19 protein-coding genes are annotated in these 22,979 nt (G+C 73.2%); 14 read left to right on the plus strand and 5 right to left on the minus strand.

Going from position 1 to position 22,979, the window contains the following annotated elements:
• Positions 1-9 precede the first annotated feature (9 nt).
• Entirely contained in the window at positions 10-1,353 is a 1,344-nt protein-coding gene (locus ABZ716_RS16555) for a diaminopimelate decarboxylase (RefSeq protein ID WP_358959608.1), read from the minus strand.
• A 104-nt stretch (positions 1,354-1,457) separates the two neighbouring features.
• Between ABZ716_RS16555 and hutU the strand changes: the two genes are divergently transcribed.
• The 8 genes from hutU to ABZ716_RS16595 all read left to right on the plus strand — a co-directional run bounded on the left by hutU (position 1,458) and on the right by ABZ716_RS16595 (position 11,101).
• Positions 1,458-3,122 (plus strand): urocanate hydratase, encoded by a 1,665-nt coding sequence (gene hutU, locus ABZ716_RS16560; RefSeq protein ID WP_358811236.1) that lies wholly within the window; start codon positions 1,458-1,460, stop codon positions 3,120-3,122.
• A gap of 95 nt (positions 3,123-3,217) precedes the next feature.
• Positions 3,218-4,408, plus strand: coding sequence for an allantoate amidohydrolase (locus ABZ716_RS16565; RefSeq protein ID WP_358959687.1), 1,191 nt, complete (start codon positions 3,218-3,220; stop codon positions 4,406-4,408).
• A complete protein-coding gene (locus ABZ716_RS16570) occupies positions 4,399-5,763 on the plus strand; it encodes a formimidoylglutamate deiminase (RefSeq protein WP_358959610.1) in 1,365 nt (454 codons plus the stop codon). The genes ABZ716_RS16565 and ABZ716_RS16570 overlap by 10 nt, the downstream gene beginning before the upstream one ends.
• A gap of 14 nt (positions 5,764-5,777) precedes the next feature.
• Positions 5,778-6,956, plus strand: a complete 1,179-nt coding sequence (hutI, locus tag ABZ716_RS16575; RefSeq protein ID WP_358811234.1) for an imidazolonepropionase — start codon at positions 5,778-5,780, stop codon at positions 6,954-6,956.
• A gap of 119 nt (positions 6,957-7,075) precedes the next feature.
• Positions 7,076-7,729 (plus strand): LPXTG cell wall anchor domain-containing protein, encoded by a 654-nt coding sequence (locus ABZ716_RS16580; RefSeq protein WP_358811233.1) that lies wholly within the window; start codon positions 7,076-7,078, stop codon positions 7,727-7,729.
• A 14-nt stretch (positions 7,730-7,743) separates the two neighbouring features.
• Entirely contained in the window at positions 7,744-8,727 is a 984-nt protein-coding gene (locus ABZ716_RS16585) for a hypothetical protein (protein WP_358959612.1), read from the plus strand.
• Positions 8,724-9,779, plus strand: coding sequence for a hypothetical protein (locus ABZ716_RS16590; protein WP_358959615.1), 1,056 nt, complete (start codon positions 8,724-8,726; stop codon positions 9,777-9,779). Before ABZ716_RS16585 ends, ABZ716_RS16590 begins: the two co-directional genes overlap by 4 nt.
• A complete protein-coding gene (locus ABZ716_RS16595) occupies positions 9,776-11,101 on the plus strand; it encodes a hypothetical protein (protein ID WP_358959618.1) in 1,326 nt (441 codons plus the stop codon). Before ABZ716_RS16590 ends, ABZ716_RS16595 begins: the two co-directional genes overlap by 4 nt.
• A 65-nt stretch (positions 11,102-11,166) precedes the next feature.
• On the opposite strand, the gene ABZ716_RS16600 is transcribed toward ABZ716_RS16595, so the two are convergent.
• Positions 11,167-12,684 (minus strand): oligopeptide:H+ symporter, encoded by a 1,518-nt coding sequence (locus ABZ716_RS16600; protein WP_358811229.1) that lies wholly within the window; start codon positions 12,682-12,684, stop codon positions 11,167-11,169.
• Between the two features lie 471 nt (positions 12,685-13,155).
• Between ABZ716_RS16600 and ABZ716_RS16605 the strand changes: the two genes are divergently transcribed.
• Together ABZ716_RS16605 and ABZ716_RS16610 are read left to right on the plus strand one after the other, a co-directional pair.
• Complete coding sequence (locus tag ABZ716_RS16605) at positions 13,156-13,833, plus strand: response regulator transcription factor (RefSeq protein ID WP_351889311.1); 678 nt, start codon at positions 13,156-13,158, stop codon at positions 13,831-13,833.
• Between the two features lie 67 nt (positions 13,834-13,900).
• Positions 13,901-15,169 (plus strand): ATP-binding protein, encoded by a 1,269-nt coding sequence (locus ABZ716_RS16610; RefSeq protein ID WP_351889314.1) that lies wholly within the window; start codon positions 13,901-13,903, stop codon positions 15,167-15,169.
• Positions 15,170-15,175: 6 nt separating this feature from the next.
• Here the strand turns inward: ABZ716_RS16610 and ABZ716_RS16615 are convergent, their stop codons facing one another.
• On the minus strand, positions 15,176-15,715 hold the full coding sequence (locus ABZ716_RS16615) for a GtrA family protein (RefSeq protein ID WP_358811228.1): 540 nt from the start codon (positions 15,713-15,715) through the stop codon (positions 15,176-15,178).
• A 255-nt stretch (positions 15,716-15,970) separates the two neighbouring features.
• Here ABZ716_RS16615 and ABZ716_RS16620 point away from each other — a divergent pair, with 255 nt between their 5' ends.
• The 4 genes from ABZ716_RS16620 (at position 15,971) to ABZ716_RS16635 (ending at position 20,037) form a co-directional block, all read left to right on the plus strand.
• Positions 15,971-17,089, plus strand: a complete 1,119-nt coding sequence (locus ABZ716_RS16620) for a 5-(carboxyamino)imidazole ribonucleotide synthase (RefSeq protein ID WP_358959690.1) — start codon at positions 15,971-15,973, stop codon at positions 17,087-17,089.
• On the plus strand, positions 17,086-17,613 hold the full coding sequence (purE, locus tag ABZ716_RS16625; RefSeq protein WP_351889318.1) for a 5-(carboxyamino)imidazole ribonucleotide mutase: 528 nt from the start codon (positions 17,086-17,088) through the stop codon (positions 17,611-17,613). The genes ABZ716_RS16620 and purE overlap by 4 nt, the downstream gene beginning before the upstream one ends.
• The gene (locus ABZ716_RS16630; protein WP_358959621.1) at positions 17,610-18,788 is read left to right on the plus strand and encodes a dipeptidase; all 1,179 of its coding nucleotides are present in this window, start codon (positions 17,610-17,612) and stop codon (positions 18,786-18,788) included. The genes purE and ABZ716_RS16630 overlap by 4 nt, the downstream gene beginning before the upstream one ends.
• A 172-nt stretch (positions 18,789-18,960) precedes the next feature.
• A complete protein-coding gene (locus ABZ716_RS16635; protein ID WP_358959624.1) occupies positions 18,961-20,037 on the plus strand; it encodes a membrane dipeptidase in 1,077 nt (358 codons plus the stop codon).
• Here the strand turns inward: ABZ716_RS16635 and ABZ716_RS16640 are convergent.
• Both ABZ716_RS16640 and ABZ716_RS16645 read right to left on the minus strand, forming a co-directional pair.
• Positions 20,034-21,365: a glycosyltransferase family 87 protein gene (locus tag ABZ716_RS16640; RefSeq protein WP_358959626.1), complete on the minus strand. Its 1,332-nt coding sequence runs from the start codon at positions 21,363-21,365 to the stop codon at positions 20,034-20,036. The genes ABZ716_RS16635 and ABZ716_RS16640 overlap by 4 nt on opposite strands.
• 103 nt (positions 21,366-21,468) lie before the next feature.
• Complete coding sequence (locus tag ABZ716_RS16645; protein ID WP_358959628.1) at positions 21,469-22,812, minus strand: UDP-glucose/GDP-mannose dehydrogenase family protein; 1,344 nt, start codon at positions 22,810-22,812, stop codon at positions 21,469-21,471.
• Positions 22,813-22,979: the final 167 nt, after the last annotated feature.

Here is a 22,979-nt window from a genome sequence, read left to right on the forward strand (position 1 = left end):
CCGCCCCCGCTAGAGCAGCGCGTCCCGGAAGGCCCCGCCCGCTTCCGCCACCAGCTCGGCGGCGCTCTGCGCCGGGCGGGCCAGGGCGAAGCGGACGCCGCCCGCCGCGGCGGCGGTGAAACCGTGGACGGCGGGGCGCGGCAGGCTGTTGTAGCCGTAGGGGGCGGTGAAGAAGTACGCCCCCGTGTCCGGGACGGCGATCAGGTCGCCCGGGGCCAGCCCGGGCAGCTCCCGGGCGGTGGCCAGCAGGTCCCCCGCGAAGCAGGCGGGGCCCGCGATGTCCTGGGCCACCGGCGCGCCCGTCTTCGGGGTGCCGCGGGCGTCGTAGGGCAGGACCCGCAGGGGCCAGGCCGCCGGGGCGTAGACGGTGCGGGTGGCGATCTGGACCCCGGCGTGGGTGACGGCGATGGGGCGGCCGCCGGAGGTCTTGGTGTACTCGACGCGCGCGAGCACCGTCCCGTGCTTGGCCAGCAGGGCCCGGCCGAACTCGGTGACCAGCCCGTACGAGCCGTCGAACAGCGCCGGGACGGCCTCGCGCAGGGCGGCGGCGTACGCGGCGAACGTGGGGCTCTCCTCGTCGGAGGCGAAGTTCACCGGCAGGCCCCCGCCGATGTCGAGGGTGTCGATCTGGCGGCGTCCGGCGGCGGCGTTGATCTCCTCGGCGAGCGCGTGCAGCTCGCGTACCCCGCGCGCGATCAGCGGCAGCGGCAGGCCCTGGGAGCCGGAGTGGGTGTGCAGCCGGGTGAGCCAGGGACGGTCCAGGACGGCCCGTACGAGCCCGGCCCGGGCGCCCGGATCGCGCAGGGCGACGCCGAACTTCGAGGTGGCGGTGGCGGTGGAGAGGGCGTCGATGGCTCCGGCGCCGGTCTGGGGGTTGATCCGCAGGCCGAGCGGGGAGCGGGACGGGGCCGCCGCGAGCAGGGCGTCGAGCCGCTCCAGCTCCTGGTGGCTGTCGGCGTTGACGGCGATCCCGAGGGCGAGTGCCTCGCGCAGTTCGCCGGTGGTCTTGGCGGGGGAGTCCAGCACCGTCCGCCCGGCCGGGATCCCGGCGGCGCGGGCCAGCGCCAGTTCGCCGGGGGAGGCCACCTCGCAGCCCAGGCCGCACCCGTCGAGCAGCCGCAGTACGGGGACCAGGGGGGCGGCCTTGACGGCGAAGGCGTGCAGGACGGGCGTCCCGGGGGCCGTGACGGCGGCGAAGGCGCTGGTCAGGGCGGCGGCGGAGGCACGGATCCCGGCGGTGTCCAGCAGGCAGACCAGCGGCTCCGCGTCCAGCAGCCCCTGCTCCACGGCGGCCCGTACGGCCAGGTCGCGGCGCAGGGCCGGGTTCCGCAAGGCGTCCGTGTCCGCGTCCATGTCCGCCATCCCATCATCTGGTGGACCCGCGCGCAGCTGTTGACTGGATCTATTCAAGACGTCAGGATGTGAATAGACAGACCACATCCGGAGGAGGCACCGCCATGTCAGGACCCCGCCCCGTACGGGCCGCGCGAGGCACCGAGCTCAGCACCCTGGGATGGCAGCAGGAGGCCGCCCTGCGCATGCTGCAGAACAACCTCGACCCCGAGGTCGCCGAGCACCCCGACAAGCTCGTCGTCTACGGCGGCACCGGCAAGGCGGCCCGTGACTGGCGCTCCTTCGACGCGATGGTCCGCACCCTGCGCACCCTCAAGCAGGACGAGACCATGCTGGTCCAGTCCGGCCGCCCGGTCGGCGTGATGCAGACCCACGAGTGGGCCCCGCGCGTCCTGCTCGCCAACTCCAACCTGGTCGGCGACTGGGCCAACTGGGAGGAGTTCCGCCGCCTGGAGCAGCTGGGCCTGACCATGTACGGCCAGATGACGGCCGGTTCCTGGATCTACATCGGCACCCAGGGCATCCTCCAGGGCACGTACGAGACCTTCGCCGCCGTCGCCGCGAAGAAGTTCAACGGCACCCTGGCCGGCACCATCACCCTCACCGCCGGCCTCGGCGGCATGGGCGGCGCCCAGCCGCTCGCGGTGACGATGAACGACGGCGTCGCGATCTGCATCGACGTCGACCCGCGCGCCATCGAGCGCCGCATCGAGCACCGCTACCTGGACGTCAAGGCCGACAACCTCGCCCACGCCCTCCGGCTGGCCGTCGAGGCCCGCGACGCCCGCAAGCCGCTCTCCATCGGCCTGCTGGGCAACGCCGCCGAGCTGCTCCCGCAGATGCTCGCCGAGGGCGCTCCGGTCGACATCGTCACGGACCAGACCTCCGCCCACGACCCGCTGGCCTACCTGCCCGTCGGCATCGCCTTCGAGGACATGGCCGACGCCGCCGCCAAGGACCCGGCCGGCTTCACCACCCGCGCCCGCGAGTCCATGGCCCGCCACGTCGAGGCCATGGTCGGCTTCATGGACGCCGGCGCCGAGGTCTTCGACTACGGCAACTCCATCCGCGGCGAGGCCCAGCTGGCCGGCTACGACCGCGCCTTCGCCTTCCCCGGCTTCGTCCCCGCCTACATCCGGCCCCTCTTCTGCGAGGGCAAGGGCCCCTTCCGCTGGGCCGCCCTGTCCGGCGAGGCGTCCGACATCGCCAAGACCGACAAGGCCATGCTCGACCTCTTCCCGGAGAACGAGTCCCTGGCCCGCTGGATCAAGATGGCCGGCGAGCGCGTCCACTTCCAGGGCCTGCCCGCCCGCATCTGCTGGCTCGGCTACGGCGAGCGAGACAAGGCCGGCGAGCGCTTCAACGACATGGTCGCCTCCGGCGAGCTGGCCGCCCCGCTGGCCATCGGCCGCGACCACCTCGACTGCGGCTCGGTGGCCTCCCCGTACCGCGAGACCGAGGCCATGCTCGACGGCTCCGACGCGATCGCCGACTGGCCGCTGCTCAACGCCATGGTCAACGTCGCCTCCGGCGCCTCCTGGGTCTCCCTGCACCACGGCGGCGGCGTCGGCATGGGCCGCTCCATCCACGCGGGCCAGGTCACGGTCGCCGACGGCACCCCGCTGGCCGGCGAGAAGATCCGCCGCGTCCTGACGAACGACCCCGGCATGGGCGTCATCCGTCACGTGGACGCCGGATACGACATCGCCGAGTCCGTCGCCGACGAGCGCGGCGTCCGTATCCCCATGCGCGAGGGTGACCCGGCGTGACCCCCTCCAGCGGCACCGGCGAGGCGCACCGGGGCTCCGCCCCGGGCGCCCGCCCCGCCTCCGCCCCGGACCAGGGCGCGGCCTCCTTCCACGCCATGTGGGACGAGCTGCGCCCCATCGGCCGCCACGCGGACAGCGGCGGCTACCGCCGTTACGCCTGGACCGGCGCCGACGCCGACTGCCGGGCCTGGTTCCGGGCCCAGGCCGAGTTCCGCGGGCTCACCTACGAGGTCGACCGCAACGGCAACCAGTGGGCCTGGCTCGGCGACCCCCTGGCCGGGGACGCCGTCGTCACCGGCTCCCACCTGGACTCCGTCCCCGACGGCGGCGCCTTCGACGGCCCCCTCGGCGTGGTGTCCTCCTTCGCCGCCCTGGACGAGCTGCGCGCCCGGGGCACGGCCCTCACCCGGCCGGTGGCCGTCACCAACTTCGGCGACGAGGAAGGCGCCCGCTTCGGCCTCGCCTGCGTCGGCTCCCGGCTCGCCGCCGGACAGCTGACGAAGGAGAAGGCGTACGAGCTCCGCGACGGCGACGGCACCACCCTCCCGCAGGCGATGGAACGCGCCGGATACGACCCCGAGTCCATCGGCGCCGACCCCGAGCGGCTGGCCCGGATCGGCGCCTTCGTCGAACTCCACGTGGAACAGGGCCGCGCCCTGGACCTCTCCGGCGACCGGGTCGGCATCGCCTCCGCGATCTGGCCGCACGGCCGCTGGCGCTTCGACTTCCACGGCGAGGCCAACCACGCGGGCACCACCCGCCTGGTGGACCGCCGCGACCCGATGCTCACCTACGCGGCGACCGTCCTGGCCGCCCGTCAGGAAGCCGCCCTCGCCGGGGCCGTGGCCACCTTCGGGAAGATCGCCGTCGAGCCCAACGGGGTCAACGCCATCCCCTCCCTCGTGCGCGGCTGGCTCGACTCCCGGGCCGCCGACCAGGCCACCCTCGACACGGTCGTCACCGCCGTCGAGAAGGCCGCCCGGGAACAGGCCGGCCGGGACGGCGTCGACCTCGACGTGGTGCGGGAGTCCTTCACCCCGGTCGTCGAGTTCGAACACGCCCTGCGCGACGAGCTGAACCGGATCCTGGGCGGGGCCGTCCCCGTCCTCGGCACCGGGGCGGGACACGACGCCGGAATCCTCTCCGCCGCCGTCCCGACCGCCATGCTGTTCGTACGCAACCCCACCGGTGTCTCCCACTCCCCGCGGGAGTTCGCCGCCGAGGACGACTGCGTGGCCGGAGTCCTCGCCCTCGCCGACGTACTGGAAGGTCTCGCATGCCGCTGAAGGGGGACGTCCCGCCCGCGCGGAAGACGTACTGGCTGGAGCACGCCTGGCTCGGCGACCGCACCGAGCCGGGCGTGGCCCTCGACGTGACGGCCGACGGCCGCATCGCCGGACTGCGCCTGGAGGTCCCCACGCCGCCCCCCGGGGCGGAGGTGCTGCGCGGGCTCACGGTCCCCGGCCTGGCCAACGCCCACTCCCACGCCTTCCACCGGGCGCTGCGCTCCACCGTCCAGGTCGGTTCGGGCACCTTCTGGACCTGGCGCGAGGTCATGTACGGGGTGGCCCAGAACCTCACCCCCGAGAACTACTTCACCCTCGCCCGCGCCGTGTACGCGGAGATGGCGCTGGCCGGCATCACCAACGTCGGCGAGTTCCACTACGTCCACCACGCCCCCGGCGGCGCCCGCTACGCCGATCCCAACGCCATGGGCGAGGCGCTGATCGAGGCGGCCGCGGCGGCCGGCATCCGGATCACCCTCCTCGACACCGCCTACCTGGCCGCCGGCTTCGGCGAGGCCCCCAACGCCCACCAGCGGCGCTTCTCCGACGGCACCGCCGAGGCATGGGCCGAGCGCGCCGGTGCCCTGGTGCCCCGCGAGCACGCCCTGATCGGCGCGGCCGTGCACTCCGTACGCGCCGTCCCGGCCGGCCAGCTGGCCACCGTCGCCGCCTGGGCGCAGGAACGCCAGGCCCCGCTGCACGTGCACCTGTCGGAGCAGACGGCGGAGAACGACGCCTGTCTCGCAGCCCACGGACGCACCCCGACGCAGCTGCTCGCCGACCACGGGGTGCTCGGCCCGCGCACCACCGGCGTCCACAACACGCACCTGACGGACGGGGACATCGCCCTGCTCGGCGCGACCACCACCGGCACCTGCATGTGCCCGACCACCGAACGCGACCTCGCCGACGGCATCGGCCCGGCCGGGCGGCTCCAGCGCGCGGGCAGCCCGCTGTCCCTGGGCAGCGACAGCCACGCGGTGATCGACCTGCTGGAGGAGGCGCGGGCCATGGAGCTGAACGAGCGCCTGCGCAGCCGGACCCGGGGGCACTGGACGGCCAATGCCCTGCTGACGGCCGCCACCGCCGACGGCCACGCCTCCCTGGGCCGCCCGGACGCCGGCCGCCTGGAGGCCGGAGCCCTCGCCGACTTCACCACCATCGCCCTGGACACCGTCCGCACCGCCGGACCGGTGGCCAGGCTCGGCGCCGAGACGGCCGTCTTCGCGGCCTCCGCGGCCGATGTCCGCCATACGGTGGTGGGCGGCCGCCACGTGGTCCGCGACGGCGTCCACACCCTGGTCGGGGACGTCGCCGCAGCCCTGGCCGAAGCGATCGCAGCCGTCCGCGGCTGACGCGAGAGGAACCCATGACCACCACCCTCATCACGAACATCGGCAGCCTCGTCACCAACGATCCCGCCCTCGGTGACGGCACCCCCCTCGGCCTGATCGAGAACGCCGCCCTCGTGATCGACGGCGACACCGTCGCCTGGGCCGGCCCCGCCGGCCAGGCCCCGGCCGCCGACGCCGCGTTCGACGCGAAGGGCCGCGCCGTCATCCCCGGCTTCGTGGACTCCCACTCCCACCTGGTCTTCGCCGGTGACCGCACCGCCGAGTTCCACGCCCGGATGTCCGGCCGCGCCTACTCCGCCGGCGGCATCCGCACCACCGTCGCCGCCACCCGCGCCGCCACCGACGCCGAGCTGGAGGCCAACCTCGTCCGCCACCTGGACGAGGCCCTGCGCCAGGGCACCACCACCTTCGAGACCAAGTCCGGCTACGGCCTCACCGTCGCCGACGAGGCCCGCGCCCTGCGCATCGCCTCCGCCCACACCGACGAGGTCACCTACCTCGGCGCGCACATCGTCTCCCCCGACTACGCCGACGACCCGGCCGGCTATGTCGGCCTGGTCACCGGCGAGATGCTGGCGGCCTGCGCCCCGTACGCCCGCTGGGTGGACGTCTTCTGCGAGAAGGGCGCCTTCGACGGCGACCAGGCCCGCGCCATCCTCACCGCGGGCGCCGCCGCCGGCCTGATCCCCCGCGTCCACGCCAACCAGCTGTCCTACGGGCCGGGCGTGCAGCTCGCCGTGGAGCTGGAGGCCGCCTCGGCCGACCACTGCACCCACCTCACCGACGCCGACGTGGACGCCCTGGCCCAGGCGTCCGCCACCACGGTGGCCACCTTGCTGCCCGGCGCCGAGTTCTCCACCCGCGCCCAGTGGCCCGACGCGCGCCGCCTGCTCGACGCGGGCGCCACCGTCGCCCTGTCCACGGACTGCAACCCCGGTTCCTCGTACACGAGTTCCATGCCGTTCTGCATCGCCCTCGCCGTCCGGGACATGCGCATGACCCCCGACGAGGCCCTGTGGTCGGCCACCGCCGGCGGGGCCCGGGCGCTGCGCCGCCCGGACATCGGCCGCCTGGCCCCGGGCGCCCGCGCCGACCTGGCCCTCCTCGACGCCCCGAGCCACGTCCACCTCGCCTACCGGCCGGGCGTCCCGCTGGTGTCCGCCGTCTGGAACCGGGGGGTGCGCGCGGCCTGAGGGGCCTTTCGCGCCGGAGCGTCCCTTCGTCTTCCCTCCGCAAGGTCCCGGGCGTACCTTGAGCCACCAATCTGACATGGCGTCAGTAAGTCGTACCGTGGCCCGAGGGGAAGACGAAGGTGTCCGACCGGAAACGCTCCACCGCGCTCGCGCTGGCCTCCGCGCTGGCCGGATCCGCCGTACTGCTCGCCGCCCCCGCGGCCCACGCCGACGTCGTGGACGTCCAGTACGACTGCAAGACCCCCATCGGGGACAAGTCGGCGGTCTCGCCCATCGACATCAAGGCCGTCCAGGAGGGCGAGGGCTACAAGCTGACGATGTCCTTCCAGAAGGGCGTCTCCTCCAGCCCCATCGAACTCGGCAAGGGCGCGATGAGCCCCAGCGCCGTCATCCTGGCCGGGGGCGCGGAGCAGGCGTCGATACCGGTCTCCGGGCCGGCGAACGGGGAGGCGGTGCCCGCCAACACCCCGATCAAGATCAGTGACCTGTCGGGCAGCTACACCCCGAAGAAGAGCGGCAAGGTCACCTTCACCGCCGGGGTCCTCACCATCAAGGCCATGGGGACCACCACCACCTGCACCCCGGGCAACAGCCCCAAGCCCTCGCTGGAACTGGACGTGACGGCCGCCGCGGGCGCCGGCGACGCCACCCTTCCGCAGACCGGCCCCGCCGACTCCGCCCTGGCCTTCGGCACCCTCGGCGCCACCGTGGCGCTGTCCGGGGCCGCCGGAATGCTCTGGCTGACCCGGCGCGGCCGCCGCACCCCGTCCTGAACGGAGCGCCGCCCGTGCTCCGCATCCCCCCGCCCCGCACCCTCCGGCGCCTGGCCGCGCTGCTCCTGCTGACCGCCGCCGCCCTTCCGGTGGCGCCGGCCGCCGCCGCTGACGAGCCCGGCTGGACCGCCGGACCCGCCTCCGGGGGTGCCGGCGCCCGCCGGCCCTCCTTCTACCTCGCCGGGCCCGCCGGCGCCGTGCTGGAGGACCGCCTGGCCCTGGCCAACCCCGGCGACCGGGAGCGGACCCTCACCCTGCGCGGGGCCGACGCCGCCGGGTCCTGGATCAGCTTCGGCGCCGCCGCCACCGTGAAACTCCCGCCGCGCACCCGGGCGGTGGTCCCCTTCACCGTCACCGTGCCGCCCGCCTCCCCGCCCGGGGACCGCACCGCCGCCGTCGTCGCGGCGGAGGGCGGCCGCGAGGCGGTCGTACGGGTGGACCTGCGGGTCGGCGGCCCGGCCGTGGCGGCCCTCACCGTCGAGGAGGTCTCCGTACGGGGTCACGGCTTCGCCACCGCCGTCACCTACACCCTCGTCAACCGGGGCAACGTCCCGCTCACCCCCGCCCTCGCCCTGCACACCGAGGGCCGCCTCGGCGGGGCCACCGACCCGCGGGCCTCCCGCGCGCTGCCGGTGGAGCTGCCGCCGGGCCGCCGCCTCACCCTGACGGAGCCCTGGCCCGACGCCCCCGCCCTCGACCGGGTCACCCTCCGGCTCACCGCCACCGCCCCCGGCGCCGCCCCGGCCACCGCCACCGCAACGGCCTGGTTCGTGCCCGGGGGAAGGGCGGCGGCCCGGGCCGGGGCCGGCCTGCTGCTCCTGGCCGCGGGCGCGCCGTTCCTCGTACGGGCCCTGCGGCGCGGGCCGCCCCGCGCAGAGCCGTCCCCCGCAGAGCCGCCCCCCGCACAGCCGCCCCACGCAGAGCCGCACGAGCGGGCCGGGGGCCCGGGGGAGACCCGGGCCGCGTCCGCGACCGAGCTGACGGGAGCGCACAGGTGAGCCGCACGCCCGGCCCGAGGGCCGTATCCCGCGCCGGGGCAGCGCTGGCGGCCCTCGCCCTGGCCCTCCTGCCCGCGACCCCGGCTCCCGCCGCCGACGGGAACCCGACCGTCGCGCTCTCGCTCCAGGAGGCGGCCAAGGGCACCGAGCTGACCGCCACCGGTACCGGCTGGCGGGCCGGAACCCTGGTCATGCTGCTGGTCTGCGGCCAGAACATGATCGGCGGCACCAACAGCTGCGCCAACGCCGACGGGGTGGCCGTCTCCGTCGCCGGCGACGGCCGCTTCACGGCCCGGCTGCCGGTCACGGCGCCGCCCAAGCCCTGCCCCTGCGTGGTGAACGTGACCTCGGTCAACGGCGACCAGTCCACCGTCGCCGTCCCGCTGAAGATCACCGGTCATCCGGTGGCCGACCTGCCCCCCGAGTCCGGGACCGGCCGCCTCGCGCTGCTCACCGGAGCCCGCCTCAAGGGCGAGGACGGGGTGCTGACCTGGTTCGGGGCCCCGCCGTCGCGGAGGTTCACCGCCACCGTCGGCAACCTCGGCGCGGCGCCCGTCAAGGACCCGGTCTTCCAGCTCGGCACCGCCCACGGGGTCTTCGCCCCGCAGTGGGAGGAGGCCCGCTGGAAGGGCACCATCCCGCCCGGAGGCAGGGCGGAGGTGGGCCTGGACGTGGAGCTGCCGGCGGGCGCCCACGGCGACTACACGGTCTCCCTCAAGTACGGGGAGACCGTCCTGGCCACCCAGCCGTGGGGCGTGGACCGCCCGTACGGGGTGCTGCTGTTCTGGGCCCTGCTGCTGGTGGTCGTCCCGACGGCGCTGTTCCGGCTGGGCATGGCCCTCGTGGACCGCGTCCGCCCCCGCCCCGGCGCCCCCGGCCGCCACCGGGACACCGGCCCGGCCCCGGAACCGGCCCCGGCGGCCACGGCACCGGCCCTCCCGTGGTTCACCCCGGAACCCGCACCACAGCCACCTCAGCCACCACAGTCACCCCGGGCACCACAGCCATCCGCACCGTCCGATCACAGTCCGACGACGAAGGGACCCCAGTGAAGACCCAACGGAGGGCGAGTGCGGCGCTGGTCGCGCTGCTGCTCAGCGGCGCGGGTATCGCCGTGGCGGCTTCCCCCGCCCAGGCCGCCGACACCACGTTCAAGGTCAGGTGCGTGCCGCCGGCCGGCGGCGGCGACCCGGTGGAGGGCGAGACCACCGCCCGGATCACCGCACCCGCCACGGCCAAGGTCGGCGACGAGGTCGACGTCGCCTGGGAGACGGTGAAGCCGGCTTCGAACAACACCGACCTGATGGTGATACCGAAGGACTCGGTCCAGCCCACCGGCTGGCTCACCGCCGGCGACGGGGGAGGCGAGGTCAAGGTCGTCGGGGAGAAGAAGAACCCGGAGATCCCCAAGAAGGCCCCGATGGTCATGTCCGTCATGAAGGGCAAGCTGAAGCTGACCAAGGCGGGGAAGATCACCGTGACCCCCGGCAGGTACGAGGTGGCGGTGACCTTCTCCTTCGGCACCTTCGTCACCAAGTGCGCCCCGGTGGGCGAGGTGAGGGGCGGCGCCGTCATCGACGTCTCGGGCGGTACGACGGGCGGCACCACCGGCGGCACCACGGGCTCCACGACCGGCGGATCCACGACCGGCGGATCCACGACCACCGGCGGCTCCACCGGCTCCACCACCGGCGGCTCCAGCGGCCAGACCGACTTCCCCGGCAAGGCCGTCGACGTGACCTACGACTGCGGCCAGGTCGTGCCGGGCGGCATCAAGACCCCCGTGACCATCAGCGCCAGGAAGAACGGCGGCGACTACGCCCTCACCGTCAAGACCGCCAAGAACGCGATGGCCAGCCCCATGGCCCTCCCGGCCGGCGCCCTGAAGCCCTCGATGGACATCAAGCTCGGCGGTGCCGACAGCGGAACCGTCAAGGTCACCGGGCCGGCCAACGCCGAGCCGATCCCCGACAAGGCGCCGGTCAGCCTCAGCGACATGACCGGCACCTACAAGCCCGGAAAGTCCGGCAAGGTGACGCTCAGCCCCGACCAGCTCACCATCGACGTCACCATGTCCCCCGGTTCCACCCCGATCAACGTGCCCTGCAAGGCCACCGCCAGCGGGGTCTCCCTGGAGCTGGACACCGCCGCCCAGCCCGGCGGCTCCGGCTCCGCCACCGCCGGCTCCACCGGCTCCACCGGCGGCGGCTCCTCGGCCGCCGCCTCCGGCGGCCTCGCCGAGACGGGGGCCCAGGACGACGGCGGGCTCAGGGCCCTGGCCCTGGTCGCCGGCACGGTCATCCTGCTCGGCGGCGCGGTCTTCGCCTTCACCCCCTGGCGCCGCCTGCGCGGCGGCGCGCGCGGGGCGCGCTGACACGCGGACGGCCCGGCACACCTTCCGGTGTGCCGGGCCGTCCGTCAGCCACTGGGGGCGGTGCGTCAGTGCACGTCGCCCATGAGCGCCTGGACCTTCTTGCGGTACGCGTACACCGCGAAGCCGGCCAGCGCCGCGGCGGCGGCCTGGAAGCCGATCACCCACGTGCCGTTGAGGTCCACACCGGCGATCGACAGGATGCTGGTGGTGCAGTCACCGGCGGTGACCGCGAGGAACCAGACACCCATCATCTGGGAGGCGTACTTCTGCGGGGCCATCTTCGTGGTCACCGACAGGCCGACCGGGGAGACGCACAGCTCACCGATGGTCTGGATCATGTAGATCGAGACCAGCCACATCGGGGAGACCTTGGTGTCGCCCGTCGCCATGGCCATCGGGACGATGAAGACGAAGAACGAGGCACCGATCAGGACCAGGCCCATCGCGAACTTCACGATGGTGTTCGGCTCCTGGTTCTTACGGGCCAGCCACACCCACAGCCAGGCGAAGACCGGGGCCAGCGCCATCACGAACAGCGGGTTCAGCGACTGGTACCAGGTGGCCGAGAAGTCGAAGCCGAAGAGGGTGCCGGCGGTCTTGTCGTCCGCGAACAGCGACAGCGTGGAGCCGCCCTGGTCGTAGATCATCCAGAAGACGGCGGCCGCGATGAAGAAGAAGATGTAGGCGGTCATCTTGGACTGCTCGGCGCCCGTCAGCTCCTTGTCGCGCTTGATGCGCGCCAGGACGGCGACGGGGATGAACAGACCGGCCAGCGTCAGCGGGACCAGGGCCCAGTTCAGCGTGTAGGCACCCAGGGCGACCACGGCGCCGTAGAAGACGGCGATGCCCAGGACCGCGAAGAGGACCTTCGTGAGGACCGCCTTGCGCTCCTCCGGGGACAGCGGGTTGGGGACCAGGCTGCTCTTCGGGCTCAGGTGCTTGGTGCCGAGCAGGAACTGGGTCAGGCCCAGGCCCATGCCGAGGGCGGCCAGGGCGAAGCCCAGGTGCCAGTTGTGCTCCTTGCCGACCGTTCCGACGACCAGCGGGGCGACGAAGGCACCGAGGTTGATGCCGACGTAGAACAGCGTGAAGCCACCGTCACGGCGCGGGTCCTCCGGGCCGTCGTACAGGTGACCGACCATCGTGGAGATGTTGGCCTTCAGCAGACCCGAACCGGCCGCGACCAGGATCAGACCGACGAAGAACATCGCCTGGCCGGGGAGAGCCAGGGAGAGGTGACCAGCCATGATCACGAAGCCGGCGATCGCGACCGTCTTGCGGGCGCCCCAGACACGGTCACCGAACCAGCCGCCGGGCATGGCCATGAGGTACACCATGGACACGTACACGGAGTAGATGGCCGTCGTGGTGGCCGCGGTCATGGCCAGACCGCCGCCCTGGCTGCCCGTGGCGGCGTCGGCGCCGCCCGAGACCAGGTAGTAGACGAGAAGGGCGCGCATGCCGTAGTAGGAGAAGCGCTCCCACATCTCGGTCATGAACAGAGTGGCCAGGCCACGGGGGTGGCCGAAGAAGGTCTTTTCGGCGGCCGGGGACGCCGAGTCCTTCGTCAGGCTGGAAGCCATGGTCGATCCTTGCTTGCTCGGGACGCTCGGCTTCGTGAGCTGTTCAGCGCCCGGTGGGGGGTAGCCGGCACCGGCGACGGATGTCCCACCCCACGCCCTGGGGTCTCGTTCCCCGGTGTGACGGGGCGACGGGAAAGCCGTAACCGGGATCCACGCCCTGTGCGCATCCTCGCGCGCAGGGCCCGGCCCATAGGTCATTCACTGTCATCTGGGCCGGACGAAGCCGACCAGAGCAGAATTTGAGGTTCTTGGCTCGGATTTGAGCGCAAATATCCCCTCGGTAGTGCATCGGGCGTTCCGCCACCATACGACAGGACACCAATGCATATGGAAGGGCTTGAGATATGGATCACAGGCGAGACGGGAACCGATTCGTCAAGTTCGAAGGCCGATAGTAGTTAATAACCCCAGTTCGAGAGGGGTATCCAGGCAGGCCCCTCCTTGCACCCGCCGCGGACTACCATCACCCACATGACGCGTGTACTGCTCGCCGAGGACGACGCATCCATCTCGGAACCCCTGGCCCGCGCCCTGCGCCGGGAGGGCTACGAGGTCGAGGTCCGGGAGGACGGCCCCACCGCCCTGGAGGCCGGACTGCAGGGCGGCGTCGATCTCGTCGTCCTGGATCTCGGACTGCCCGGAATGGACGGCCTGGAGGTGGCCCGGCGACTGCGCGCCGAAGGCCACGGCTTCCCCATCCTGGTCCTGACCGCCCGGGCCGACGAGGTCGACACGGTGGTCGGCCTGGACGCCGGCGCCGACGACTACGTGACCAAGCCCTTCCGCCTCGCCGAGCTGCTCGCCCGGGTACGGGCCCTGCTGCGGCGCGGCGCCAACGACCCCGCCCAGGCGCCCGCCACCCACGGGGTGCGCATCGACGTCGAGTCCCACCGCGCCTGGATGGGCGAGGAGGAGCTCCAGCTCACCGCCAAGGAGTTCGACCTGCTGCGCGTCCTCGTCCGCGACGCCGGCCGGGTCGTCACCCGCGACCAGCTGATGCGCGAGGTCTGGGACACCACCTGGTGGTCCTCCACCAAGACCCTCGACATGCACATCTCCTGGCTCCGCAAGAAGCTGGGCGACGACGCCGCCAACCCCCGCTACATCGCCACCGTCCGGGGCGTCGGCTTCCGCTTCGAGAAGAGCTGACGTACCGCCCGCCCCGGGCGTACCGGCCCGGCGGGGCATGCCCGTCCGCTAGGGCATGCTCTAGGGCATGCGCCGCCGTCTGATCCATTCCACGCTCGCCGTGGTCCTCGTCGTGATCGCCGTGTTCGGGGTCTCCCTGGTCATCGTGGAGACCCGGACCATCACCAGCAGTGCCCAGGACCGCATCGGCTCCGCGGCGCTGCGCCTGCTGGGCGTGGTCGAGGCCGACGCCCTGGAGCACCGCAGGGTCGACGCCAGTTCGCTCTCCGAACAGCTGGACGTCGGCACGTACGCCCTGATCACCCTCCCCGGGCAGCCGCCCGTGGAGGTCGGCGACCGGATCCCCGACAACGTCATCCGGGGCACCGCGCGCGGGGAGCAGGGCGAGGTGGTGGTCGTCGAGGAGTCCCGCTCCACCGTCACCCGCGAGGTCGGGCGCACCCTGGCCGTGGTCGGCGCGGTGGCGCTGCTGGCCGTCGTCGCCGCCGTCCTCCTCGCCGTCCGCCAGGCCAACCGGCTGGCCTCCCCGCTGACCGACCTCGCCGAGACCGCCGAGCGGCTCGGCTCCGGCGACCCCCGGCCCCGGCACAAGCGCTACGGGGTCCCCGAGCTGGACCGCGTCGCCGATGTGCTCGACGCCAGCGCCGAGCGGATCGCGCGGATGCTCACCGCCGAGCGGCGCCTCGCCGCCGACGCCTCCCACCAGCTGCGCACCCCCCTGACCGCCCTGTCGATGCGGCTGGAGGAGATCACCGTCACCGACGACCTGGAGACCGTACGGGAGGAGGCGTCCATCGCCCTCACCCAGGTGGAGCGGCTCACGGACGTGGTCGAGCGGCTGCTGACGAACTCCCGCGATCCCCGCACCGGCTCCGCCGTCCCCTTCGACCTGGACGAGGTCGTCAAACAGCAGCTGGAGGAGTGGCGGCCGGCCTACCGCAGCGCCGGACGCGCCATCGTCCGCTCCGGCAAGACCGGCATGCGGGCCGTCGGCACCCCCGGAGCCGTCTCCCAGGTGCTGGCCACCCTCGTGGAGAACGCCCTGATGCACGGCGGCGGCACCGTCGCCCTGCGCACCCGCGTGACCGGCAACCAGGCCGTCATCGAGGTCACCGACGAGGGGCCCGGCGTCCCGCCCGACCTGGGCAACCGGATCTTCGAGCGGGCCATCAGCGGCCGCAACTCCACCGGCATCGGCCTGGCCGTCGCCCGGGACCTCGCGGAAGCGGACGGCGGCCGCCTGGAGCTCCTCCAGAGTCAGCCGCCGGTGTTCGCGCTCTTCCTCAGCCGGACCGCCCCCCGGCCCGCGGAGCCGGAGGAGCCGACGGTCAGGTAGCCGCCCTCAGGGGCGGTTGCCCGCCGGCAGCGGGGCGCGGGCCGCGGCGACGGCCGCCTCCTCGTGCCCGTCGCGCTGCTCCACCACCAGCGAGGGCGCGGCGTCCGTCGGCAGGGCCTTGAACACCCACGTCCGGTACGACCAGAACCGGAAGACGGTCGCCACCGCCATGCCGACGAACTTGAAGACGTTGTTCTGCAGCGAGCTGTCGAAGCCGAAGCCGTAGGTGGCGACGTAGAGCACACCGCTCTCGATGACCATGCCGATCACGCTGAAGAGCACGAAGAGGATCATCTCGCGGCGGCGGCTGCCCAGGTCGCGGTCACGGTAGGTGAAGTACCGGAAGCCCACGTAGTTCGTGATGATGGCCACCACGATGGCTATCACGTTCGCCCGGACCGTCTGGAGGTCCGTGGTGCTGCGCAGCAGGTTGAAGACGCCGAAGTTGACCAGGACGCCCGCGCCGCCGACCGCGCCGAACTTCACGGCCTCCCGCGCGAGGCCCCGCAAGCGCTCGGACAGCGGTACTGCGTTCGGGGTGCTCATGTGATGGTTCAGTCCCTGTCAGTCGTCGTGTGAGCCGCGGGGTGAGCCGTCAGTGCCCTCCGGGGGCGTATCACCCGATCTCGTCAACCCCACCATGTTAAGTGTCGCCCCGGCGGCCCCGGCGCGCCCCGGCAACCCTGGAAGCACCGCGCGCACCCGCCCCCGGGGCCGCACCGGCGGGTACGCGCCAGGGCTGCGTCCGGATGGCGGAATACCGGCGGATACCCTGGAGTGGTGACGTTTCCGGTAGTCGGCATGGTCGGCGGCGGTCAGCTCGCCCGCATGACCCACGAGGCGGGCATCCCCCTCGGCATCAGGTTCAAGATCCTCAGTGACACCCCCCAGGACTCGGCGGCCCAGGTCGTCAGCGACGTCGTCATCGGCGACTATCGCGACCTGGAGACGCTGCGCGCCTTCGCGCGCGGATGCGACGTGATCACCTTCGATCACGAGCACGTCCCCACCGAGCACCTCCGGGCCCTGGAGTCGGACGGCATCCCCGTCCGGCCGGGGCCCGACGCGTTGGTGCACGCCCAGGACAAGGGGGTGATGCGCGCCAAGCTCGACGAGATCGGCGCGCCCAGCCCCCGCCACCGGATCGTGAGCGATCCGGCGGACGTGGCGGCCTTCGCGGACGAGGTCGGCGGGTTCCCCGTCATCCTCAAGACGGTGCGCGGCGGCTACGACGGCAAGGGCGTGTGGTTCGTCCGCACCCCCCAGGACGCCGAGGCCCCGTTCAAGGCGGGCGTGCCGGTCCTCGCGGAGGAGAAGGTCGAGTACGTCCGCGAGCTCGCGGCCAACATCGTCCGCTCCCCGCACGGCCAGGCCGTGGCCTACCCCGTGGTGGAGTCCATCCAGGTGGACGGGGTGTGCGACACGGTGATCGCCCCCGCCCCGAACCTCTCCGAAGCCCTCGCGGGCGAGGCCCAGGCCCTGGCCCTGCGCATCGCCCAGGAGCTCGGCGTGACCGGCCACCTGGCCGTGGAGCTGTTCGAGACCACCGACGGCCGCATCCTCGTCAACGAACTGGCCATGCGCCCGCACAACAGCGGCCACTGGACCCAGGACGGTGCGGTCACCTCCCAGTTCGCCAACCACGTCCGCGCGGTCCTGGACCTCCCCCTGGGCGACCCGCGCCCCCGGGCCCGCTGGACCGTCATGGCGAACGTCCTCGGCGGGGACTACCCCGACATGTACGCGGCGTACCTGCACTGCATGGCCCACGACCCGCAGCTGAAGATCCACATGTACGGCAAGGACGTGAAACCGGGCCGCAAGGTCGGCCACGTCAACACCTACGGCGACGACCTGGACGATGTGCTGGAGCGCGCACGTCACGCAGCCGGCTACCTCAGAGGAACGATCACCGAATGAGCACCTCTCCCGTCGTGGGCATCGTCATGGGCTCGGACTCCGACTGGCCGGTCATGGAGGCCGCCGCCCAGGCGCTGGACGAGTTCGAGATCCCCTACGAGGTCGACGTCGTCTCCGCCCACCGGATGCCGCGCGAGATGGTCGCGTACGGGGAGCAGGCCGCCGGACGCGGCCTGAAGGCGATCATCGCCGGCGCGGGCGGGGCCGCCCACCTGCCCGGCATGCTCGCCTCCGTCACCCCGCTGCCCGTCATCGGCGTGCCGGTCCCGCTGAAGTACCTCGACGGCATGGACTCCCTGCTGTCGATCGTCCAGATGCCCGCCGGGGTTCCCGTCGCCACCGTCTCCGTCGCCGGAGCCCGCAACGCCGGCCTGCTCGCCGTGCGCATGCTCGCCGCGCACGACCCCGAGCTCCTCGGCCGGATGCGCGACTTCCAGCAGGAGCTGAACGACCAGGCCACCGAGAAGGGCAAGCGGCTGCGCACCAAGGTGGCCGGCGCGGAATCCTTCGGGTTCGGCAAGTGAGCGCCGCGGACCTGCTCGCCCAGGCCCGGGAGCTCCTCGCCGAGCACCCGGTCGCCGACGGCCACAACGACCTGCCCTGGGCCCTGCGCGAGCAGGTCCGCTACGACCTCGGCCGCCGCGACCTCGCCGGCGACCAGTCGGCCCACCTGCACACCGACCTCCCCCGGCTGCGCGCCGGGGGCGTCGGCGCGCAGTTCTGGTCCGTCTTCGTCCGCTCCGACTTCTCCGGCGACGAGGCCGTCAGCGCCACCCTGGAGCAGATCGACGCCGTCGCGCAGCTGATCGCCCGTTACCCCGGCGACCTCGTCCGGGCCCTGACGGCCGACGACATGGAAGCCGCCCGCGCCGACGGCCGGATCGCCTCCCTCATGGGCGCCGAGGGCGGCCACTCCATCAACAACTCCCTCGCCACCCTGCGCGCCCTGCACCAGCTCGGCGTGCGGTACATGACCCTCACCCACAACGACACCATCGACTGGGCGGACTCGGCGACCGACACCCCCCGCCACGGCGGCCTCACGGACTTCGGCCGCGAGGTGGTGCGAGAGATGAACCGCATCGGCATGCTCGTCGACCTCTCGCACGTCGCCGACACCACCATGCGCGACGCGCTCGCCGTCGCGGCCGCACCCGTGGTCTTCTCGCACTCCTCGGCCCGGGCGGTCTGCGACCACCCGCGCAACATCCCCGACGACGTGCTGGCGCAGCTGCCGGCCAACGGCGGCGTCGCGATGGCCACCTTCGTGCCGAAGTTCATCCTCCCGGCCGCCATCGAGTGGACCCTCGCCGCGGACGAGAACCTGCGCGCCCACGGCTTCCACCCCCTGGAGACCACCCCCGAGGCGATGGCCCTGCACCGGACCTTCGAAGCCGCTCACCCCCGCCCGATGGCCACCGCCGCCACCGTCGCCGACCACCTCGACCACATGCGCGAGGTCGCCGGCGTCGACCACATCGGCATCGGCGGCGACTTCGACGGCACCGCCTTCACCCCGGCCGGGCTGGACGACGTCTCCGGCTACCCGAACCTGATCGCGGAGCTCCTCCACCGCGGCTGGTCCCGCGCCGACCTGGCCAAGCTCACCTGGTCCAACGCCGTACGGGTGCTGCGCGACGCCGAAGCCGTCGCCCGGGACCTCTCGGCCACCCGCGGCCCGTCCAACGCGGTGCTCTGAGGGCTCTCCGGGGACAGCTGCGGCGCCAGGGGCGGGACCGGGAACACCCCGGTCCCGCCCCTGTCCCGTACGGCCGTACACCCGAACGCCACACTCGCCGGGCGGCACCCGCACCCCGCATGTCACGGTGGCCCCATATCTCCCTGCTGCCGCCGAGACCGGAGCGAATGCCATGGCCGACCTGCAGGATGAACCCCACAGCGTGGGTGTCGGAGCCGAAGACGCCCCCGTCACCGCCTCCGCGACGGCGGGCGGGTCCCTGGACCGCGCGGCCGCGCTGCTCGCCGCCCACCCCGTCGCCGACGGCTGCAACACCCTCGTCTGGACCCTGCGCCAGAGCCCTTACCACGACATCGACACCCCCGACACGGGCGTCGACACCGACATCCCCCGGCTGCGCGCCGGGGGAGTGGGCGCCCAGTTCTGGACCCTTCTCGTGCCCCCCGGCCCGCCCCGCGCGGAATCCTGCGCCCAGGCCGTGTGCGAGACCCTCGAACAGATCGACGCGGCCCGCGCCCTGATGCGCCGCTACCCCGACAGCCTCTACCTCGCGCTGACCCCCGACGACCTGGTCGACGCCCGCAACCGCGGCCGGATCGCCTCGTTCCTCGGCCCCGTCCCCGGCAGCACCCTCACCGGCTCCCTCGGCGCGCTGCGCGCCTTCCACGCCCTCGGCGTACGCCTGCTCGCACCCGCCGGAGCGCCCTGGGCCGAGGAGGGCCTGACGGCCTTCGGCCACGAGGTGGTCAAGGAGGCGAACCGGCTCGGGATCCTGCTCGACCTGACGGGCTGCCCGCCCGCCGCCGCCTGCCAGATCGCGGCCGCCTCCAAGGCGCCGGTGATCATCTCCAACACCGGCGCGGCCTCGCTCACCCCGCACCCCGCCAACGCCACCGACGAGGTCCTCCTCGCGCTCCGCGCGGCGGGCGGCCTGGCGATGGTCACCTTCGACACCGAACGCACCGGCGACTCCCTGCACGCCGTCGCCGACCACGTCGAACACGTCCGAGCCCTCATGGGACCGGAAGGCGTCGGCCTCGGCGCCGCCTTCGGATCCGAACCCGGAAGCCCCAGGCCGGCCGGGCTCGCCGACCCCTCCGGCTACCCGCGCCTGCTCGCCGAACTCCTCGAACGCGGCTGGCCGGAACCCGACCTCGCCCTCCTCACCTGGGGCAACGCCCAGCGCGTGCTGCGCGAGGCCGAGTTCACCGCCCGCGCCGCCCAGCACAAGGGCGGCCCCACCCCCTAGAGGGCCGCCGCCGCCCCGGGCCGCACGCTCGCCTCGGGCCGCGCGGCCGCCTTCGGCAGTACGGTCGCCTTCCACAGCCGGACGCCCGACCACACCGTCGCGCCCAGCAGCAGCGCGTTACGGGTGCAGAGCAGCACCGTGCCCAGCGTGCTGGCCGTGAGGATCTCCGTGTCGTACCAGACCGGGAAGATCAGCGTGGTCAGCGCGGTCGTCACGGCCAGCAGCCAGGCGACCGGCCGCTGGGTGGTGTGCTTCGAGGTCAGGCAGACGGCCGCGAGACCCAGCAGCCAGATCATGTACTGCGGGCTGATGACCCGGCTGGTGACGGTGAAGACCATCATCGCGCAGAGCGCGGCGTCGAAAGGCGTCGCGCCCGACCAGCGGTTGGCCCTCACCCGCCACAGCAGGAGCAGCAGGAAACCGGCCACCGTCAGCCCCACCGAGACCCGGGCGATGACCGACACGTACGGGCCCACGTACTCGAACGCCCCGTACTGGAAGTTGGTCCTTCCCGGCCACAGGTGCGTCAGCCGCGCCGCCATCAGCGCCGAACCGCCCAGCGACTCCACCTGCACACCCCGGTTGCCCTGGTTGCCCAGGAAGCCCAGGGTGTCCTCGAACAGGACCGCGAAGACCGCGAGCAGCGCCGCGCAGGACAGCGCCGCCGCCACGACGGCGTCCCGCGTGGACCGGCCGCGCGGGGTGCCGAGCAGGGTCAGCAGGGGCCACACCTTGACCATCGCCCCGATACCGGCGACGACCCCGGCCAGCCGGGGGCGGTGGCGCATGCAGAGCAGCGCGAAGACCGCGAACAGGGTGACGTGGATGTCGTACCGGGCGAACGGGGTCCCCATCATCAGCGGCAGCGTCACCAGCCACATCACCGCACCGGCCATGCTGCCGTCACCGCGCCGCGCCGCCCGCAGCAGACCCAGCAGGATCACCGCGTCACACAGCACCGTCAGGGCGACGAACGCCTGGAAATAGGTGAGGAACGGCAGGAGGTCCGGGGAGAGGAAGACGGCCGCGGCCGCCGGCGGGTACTGCCACATGACGTCGTGCTGCGGCATCGTCCAGTGGACCAGGACGTTGTACCAGTTGTGGTAGGTCATGGTGACCTCGACCCGGGCGTTGGCCGAGTGGCCGACCGCGTGGACGAGCGTCCACAGCATCGCCGCCCTCGTGACCAGCCAGACGCCCGCGATGCCCAGCAGGGCGCCGCGCCCGCGCAGGGCCGCGTCGAGGGATCCACGCCGCCGCACACGCCCGGCGGGCGCCGCCGGAGCGGCTGCGGAGGGGGGGACTGCGGGGCTGCGGGTGCTGGTCATCGGCGCGAAGTCTACCCAGCCGCCCGTTCCGCTTCGGCGCCCGAGCACCCGCCGCAGCCGCTCCGGCGGGCCCCTGCCCCGACGCCCTGAGGCCGTGTGCCGCTTATGCCTGCGGGCGTCCCATGGCCCGGTACGTCCAGCCGGCGCCCCGCCACAGCAGGGGGTCCAGCGCGTTCCGCCCGTCGAGGACGAGCCGGTCCGTGACGACGGCTCCCAGCTCGGCCGGGTCCAGCTCGCGGAACTCGCGCCACTCGGTGAGGTGCAGGACGACCTCCGCCCCGCGGGCGGCGGCCAGAGCCGAGTCCGCGTAGCCGAGGGTGGGGAAGACCCGGCGGGCGTTGTCCATCCCCTTGGGGTCGTAGACGGTGACCTGCCCGCCCTGGAGGTGGATCTGCCCGGCGACGTTCAGTGCGGGGGAGTCGCGCACGTCGTCCGAGTCCGGCTTGAAGGTGGCACCGAGCACCGCCACCCGCTTGCCGAGGAAGGAACCGCCCACCGCCTCGCGCGCCAGCTCCACCATGTGCCCGCGGCGCCGCATGTTGATCGAGTCGACCTCCCGCAGGAAGGTGAGCGCCTGGTCGGCGCCCAGCTCGCCGGCCCGCGCCATGAAGGCACGGATGTCCTTGGGCAGGCAGCCGCCGCCGAATCCGATCCCGGCGCGCAGGAACTTCGAGCCGATCCGCTCGTCGTAGCCGATGGCCTCGGCCAGCTTCACCACATCGCCGCCGGCGGCCTCGCACACCTCCGCCATGGCGTTGATGAAGGAGATCTTCGTGGCGAGGAAGGAGTTGGCGGCGGTCTTCACCAGCTCGGCCGTCGGGAAGTCGGTCACCACCAGCGGGGTGCCCTCCGCCATCGGCGTCGCGTACACCTCGCGCAGCAGCTTCTCCGCGCGCTCACCGCGTACGCCGATGACGATCCGGTCGGGGTGCAGGGTGTCCTGCACGGCGAAGCCCTCGCGCAGGAACTCCGGGTTCCACGCCAGCTCCACGTCGGCGGCCGCCGGGGCGAGCGCGGCGAGCTTCGCGGCGAGCCGGTCCGCCGAGCCCACCGGCACGGTGGACTTCCCCACCACCAGCGCGGCCCGCTTCAGGTGCGGGGCCAGCGACTCCAGCGCCGAGTCCACGTACGACATGTCACACGCGTACTCGCCGTGCTTCTGCGGGGTGTTCACGCACACGAAGTGCACGTCGCCGAACTCCCCGACCTCCTCCCACGACTGGGTGAACCGCAGCCGTCCGGTGGCCCCCGGAAGCCCCGCCACGTGCCGGCCGAGCAGTTCCTCCAGCCCCGGCTCGTACATCGGGACCCGGGCCGCGGCCAGCATCTCGATCTTCTCGGGCACCACGTCCAGCCCCAGCACCTCGAAGCCGAGCTCCGCCATGGCCGCGGCATGGGTGGCGCCCAGGTAACCGGTGCCGATCACAGTGATCTTGAGGGGGGCCATGGATGCTCCAGAGGTGCGGGGCCGTTTGCGGCCCCCGAGCATAGTCGGGCCGGTCTGCGGGGACGTTCCCCGGAGGACCCCGCTGTCACGCAGCTCACGTACGCGCCGCATATCGCTGGGGCGGCGCCGGGAACTAGAATTTGGGTTACTTAACGGTAGTTAGCATC

The organism is Streptomyces sp. NPDC006687 (assembly GCF_040636215.1).
Lineage (GTDB): Bacteria > Actinomycetota > Actinomycetes > Streptomycetales > Streptomycetaceae > Streptomyces.